The organism is Kaarinaea lacus (genome assembly GCF_975902315.1).
Window position 1 is genome coordinate 1 of sequence record NZ_CDLKIE010000447.1, and the last position, 5,199, is coordinate 5,199.

General features: G+C 46.7%; 3 protein-coding genes. All 3 read left to right on the forward strand.

Annotated features, from left to right (window positions below; genetic code table 11):
- Window positions 1–1,189, forward strand: a 1,189-nt coding sequence (locus ACWVCM_RS13945; RefSeq protein ID WP_455202371.1) for a hypothetical protein, incomplete at its 5' end; no start/stop codon positions are given.
- Between the two features lie 60 nt (window positions 1,190–1,249).
- Window positions 1,250–3,703 (forward strand): hypothetical protein, encoded by a 2,454-nt coding sequence (locus tag ACWVCM_RS13950; RefSeq protein WP_455202372.1) that lies wholly within the window; start codon window positions 1,250–1,252, stop codon window positions 3,701–3,703.
- 33 nt (window positions 3,704–3,736) lie between these two features.
- Window positions 3,737–4,567: a hypothetical protein gene (locus ACWVCM_RS13955; RefSeq protein WP_455202373.1), complete on the forward strand. Its 831-nt coding sequence runs from the start codon at window positions 3,737–3,739 to the stop codon at window positions 4,565–4,567.
- Window positions 4,568–5,199 lie beyond the last annotated feature (632 nt).

The window sequence follows — 5,199 nt, forward strand, 5'->3', positions numbered from 1 at the left end:
CATTAGCAATCTTCTCAGCAGTAAATTCAAGGAATCTACACCGGAGGAAATTCTTAAGTTCATCGGTTATGACCACGATTCTAATAAAAATCTTTTTATAAACGCAATGCGTCATCTAGGTATTTTCATCAGGCAAATATTTGGCGACGCAAAGCGCTCAGGTCTTTATGATTCGGTATCCATGGAACATGTACTTCGACGTCTGGTTGAGGTCGATTCGGTGCAAAGCCGTTCGCGCACGGAGAAATGGAGCTTGAAGGTTGAACTGAACCGCCTGGCACGAAAGTATGAGGAATATGGATCTGGTGTATCGGCTAATTTTAAGCGTCATGCCCAGGCCTGGTCGATTGCAGTTGGCGTCCTGTTGGCGCTGGTGGCTAATATTGATGGGTTGCGTATATTCGAGGCTTATCTGGAGGATGAGGCGCTGACACAAAGAATTATTGCGCAACAAGAAGCAATACAGTCTAAATACGAAACCGCAAGCAGCCGGCAAAAAGAATTTCAGGAAGCAGTAGCGTTGCTGGAGACGGCAAAGAAGGAAATGCAGGCTGCCGTTGATGCGAAGGATGAGAAAAACAATCTCGCTGCAAAAGAAAAATTACAGCAGGCAGAAGAGAGACTGGGAAAACTGGCGTCACCAGAAATGATTAAAAGGGAACTGGAAAGCGCATCACAACAATTTGAAAATCTGAAAACATCAGGTGTTCCCCTTGGCTGGAGGTTTTATCCAAATTGCCCCTATGGTGAGCCCCTTGAGCGCTGGAAGCTTAGCGATCAGAAGTGCCAGGAATTGAGCGCAAGCTATAAAAAGACTCCACAGAAGCTGCAAGAAATCGAAAAGAACAATTATGTTTTTACAGGTGTTTTAACGACAGTCAAACTTGATTTCGGTGGATTTATCCGCTGGTTGTTTGCCGTTGTGTTAACGGGCCTGTTAATTGGCCTCGGTGCGCCATTCTGGTTTGATGTTGCCAAGCGTTTGGCGAGAGTCCGCTCGGGAGTGCGTGAAGCTGCCTCAACAGAATACCGATTATCTGCGAACAATGCAGACGGTGATGAAAAAAAACGCAAAGAAATTGTTAATAATGTTGTTAGTGATGCTGCGGGCGAGTTGGGTGAAAGTGGCCAGCCAGGAGAACTGGCGCGAGCCGTGGCTGATGCTGAAATAAACAAACAGAACATTTAAAATTGCAGCAATAGTTTCAACAATTACCGCATGTTATTCCATACATAAAGGAGTTCATTGATGCCGATACCAGCCAGTACTGCGAGCATGGCAATGTCTATAGTCAATGGGCTGCTGCGACTGACCGGGCGAGTCGACCGCATTATGGCAGAACAGACTGCGCTACGCAGTGAACTGGCGTTTGCCAGCAAACCATTATTGAAACCACCGCTTGCCGGCGTGATGAAGCAGAAATTAGAGACGCTTTGCGCAAAGACGCAAGGGCAGGTGCCAGATCCGTTGCTTGATCAGCGAGCTGATATTATTGCCCTGGTTGCAAAGGCAAATCCTGGTGAACCCGAAATGCTAAAGTATCTCGAGATGTTTTTACCCGATGAAGTCCAGTACAGGCTGGATGATCCTGATGGCGATTTAGTTCCCAAACTGCAGGAAAAGCGTAGCGTCTGGAATTTGGATGATTCAGATGTTATGCGTATTGCTTATTACCTGCAGCCTGGCGATGATTTGCGAAAATCCTCAGCACCATGGCAAATTGCGATGGCCGTGGTTGATGTGCTGGCGGACCTCGCCATAGAGAACCAGTCACTGATCCTGCATGACAATCGAGCCAGGCCTCTACTATTAGCAATCCTCCAGCGTTTTGCGAACACAGACTTGGCTGATGCAGGAACTCCACAGCTGTTTCTGCGTGTGGTGTTAAAGACAACCGTGAATGGTGCGCTTGACGCGAAAGATGCGCTTGCCAGTGACAAGGCATGGGTAGATAGTGTTCTGGGAGCGTTGGCAGATACGCGTGATGCAGAAGGAGAAGATTTTGTCGTCGGTCTAATCAACGGTAGTAGCTATCCAGTGTTAATTGGCAATTTGCTTGAGGAAGGCGCGGAGGCGGTCAGCGTGTCTGCCAAAGCGAATGCAAAACACTTTGAACGAATTGCCAGTGATGTGCTCAATCATGCCGCTACTATAATGAAGCAGCAAGATGATTTTAAAGGGTTCATCAATGATCATTGGGGAGAATTATTGCAGGCAGGGTTAAAAGGTCTTCATGCCAATGGGGAGGCAATCCTCGCAGGCCAGTCACCACTGTTACGTGGAACTTTGCTGTCAGCAATCGATGTGCTCGCGGAAACGCCTGATCGCAACTTACTAAGTAGCGAAACTTTAACCGCAACACTTGAAGCGGCTATTGGAGCGATCGCGGTTAAACCGGAGTTGCTCGACGGCGTATCTGACAAGGAGCTCATTAAACAACTCCTGGGATCCACGGCAAATTTGGTCGCCAATAAAGGAATTCAAAAGGCACTGAGTTCTGCTGGCGTTGAACTGGTAATTCAGGATACCCTGGGCTATCTCGCTCAACAGCCAGAGTTGTTGGTGCGCCAACCAGGATTTGCTCAGGACGTCGTAGGCTCTTTACTTGCTAGCCTGGCCCAGGGTGGATCAATGCGTCTGGAAACAGTCGCGATTGCTGGTGTTCAATCTTTATTTAATGAGATAGCAGCTAATCCGGATCTTGTTGATACTCAATATCCGCAAGTAGTCTCAACAATTGCTGATACGCTGGGTGTAGCATTAGCCGATTTGCGCCTGACGCGGGATGAAGCCAGGGAGTTGCTGGTTTCGCTCGCGGAAACAGTTGCGGACAATCCAGCACTGGTGGTTGGTGATAACACCGGCTTACCGGCGAAGGTGCTTGGGGAAGTGCTCGATGTGTTAATCGATAATCGAGGTAAATCACTCAGCAGTTTATCAATCAGGGAAGTATCGCTTCAGGTGTTAGACGTCGTCGTTGCAGATTCCAGTCTTCTTGAAGGAAGTCCCGAGCTGGTGAAACAGTCAGTGGCAGCGGTGCTCGATGAAATAAGCAGTGCATTACAGGAACAGGGCGCAGAGGTTAGCCTCCAGTACGAGCATTTAGTCCTGACTGCACTTAATAGTGTTCTGGTTTCTGTTGCAGCTAATCCTTCTTTACTAAACGTCAAAGCGAAGTATGCCAAATCTATAGGTCAACTTGCTGGTGTTCTTGCCAATGCCCTGAGCGACGGCAAGCTTAATAACAGTGAAGTGGAAAAAATTCTGATGCGTGCTGCTGAAATCATTGCCGCTAATGCCCAGGTGCTGGCAAATGAGCAAAATGAAATCGTGGCGAAAGTTGTTAATGCCATTCTTGCAAAACTATCAGAGGGGGGCAGTATTGCATTGCGGGGTGATGCACTGGTCGAATTACTTGTAGGTACTATAAAAGTTCTCGCCGCAAATATGAAGTTAATACAAAAGGTGGATGAGTCCGTTGAGCAGCTGGTTAAAAGGATTCAAGTTGTTATTGCTGCCGGCCTGGAAAGAGCGCGTCAAAAATTGGGACAGGTACTGGAGCAGGCGGATTTACCGCTGGTTGTAGTAGAATTGCTTCGTCGCTGGATTTTTGACAAGGTGCCAAGTATTGATATTAACGACGATCAGTTCAGGAATGCATTTGATGCAATTATCGCCGATGTAGTGGGACAGCCTGCTTGAGTATTATACGGCAGCCATAGGGAGAAATACTCAATGTACCGATTAAGAATAATTAATGTTGTCGTCGTCATTTTCACAGTACTGTTACTTAGTGCCTGTCTTACCAGCAAACAGGTAAAGGATATCGTTGAAGAGTCGAACAGCGCAATTATCGTTGCAAGCATGTCGGGCCAGGGTGAAATTATGGAAGTGGGGCCATCGGCTCCTAAAACCGACAGTTGGCAAAAGGAAGTAGAGAAAATTGAAAAATTTATTGCCAATAATCCAGACCAGGTAGCTACTAATAATGCTTTGCGTATCCGGGAAGCCGTGTTGTTGCTCAATGTTGGACAGGCAAATTTGGCAAGCGCTGTATTTGCTGAAGTACAGTGTGTGGATCTGGGTAACAGCCGCGACCGGGCAATATGCGACGCACAAAAGCCGCTAATTTGGTGGTATGGATTAGGCACGACAGTCTCGGAAGAGCAAAGGGAGATCGGCAAAGAGCAGATCAAGGTACTTGCTACGGTTGCCAATGGACTTGAACGAACCTCTCCAACCCGTCGTATGTTTGAACAAATACGGGTACGCGCTGCGATAAGGCTGGCTGAGTCACTCAGTGACCTGGATGAAATAAATGAACTATTAAGCGAAGCCCTGGCTCGCTATGGCAAGCAATTTAACCAGGATGATCAAAAATTAATTCAGGATTGGGGTATGAATAGCAATCTTCCTGTCTCAGCATTGTCTAGCCTGAGATGGTTTAACTATGTGCCAGCCGTCTATAAACAGGCTGATGATATTAATGATGCCCTTTGCGGCAGTCAGTGCGCGGATTTTACACCAGCCTGGGTTTCCTGCATAAAAGATAAGAGTTGCCCCTAATCTGAAATGTCTGTTGGGCTCATAGGGTCGTTGTCTTTGGGCTATCACATGCCGTTATCGTACTCTGATTAACTATTTTATAAAAATTCCCCATTCGCTTAGAAGTACCTAGTAAGGTCGACAACGAGATATTACGAAAAATTGGGCTGTTCATCGTTCTTTATGAAGTAACGCGCCTGCTCTACCTGGAGTGGTGACTGGATATTCCGACGACTAACGACAATGATAAGTGGGATATTCCGATACCGGTCACTAATATCATTGATACAAAGGCTGTCATTCGTGCAGCCGATGTAAACAAGGATTACACGCAACGCATGGATTTGGCTGATATTATTGCAGCACCTGGAGAATTGAGGTAAATGTTAGACTATTATTAAGTATGGCAGGAAGGGGATTTTGGTCGCTGCGAAATCAGCTAAAGGTTGTCCTGGTCTTTTAATTGCTGCGTAGAAGCACTGTTGTCGAAGAACGATCGCCAATGGACTATATTTACAAACTGAACAGGGTGTTTTCGGGTTAATTATTTATAACGGGTTGCTTGCATATGATACATGTTAAAAGCGCTGTCAATATTCAGGCAAGTCCGGAGGACGTGTTTTCGCTAATTTCCGACGTGCGCCGCTGTGGCG

Bases quoted from the DNA above. Each gene is read 5' to 3' on its own strand.
- ACWVCM_RS13950 (WP_455202372.1), top strand. From the start codon at position 1,250: ATGCCGATACCAGCCAGTACTGCGAGCATGGCAATGTCTATAGTCAAT.
- ACWVCM_RS13955 (WP_455202373.1), top strand. From the start codon at position 3,737: ATGTACCGATTAAGAATAATTAATGTTGTCGTCGTCATTTTCACAGTA.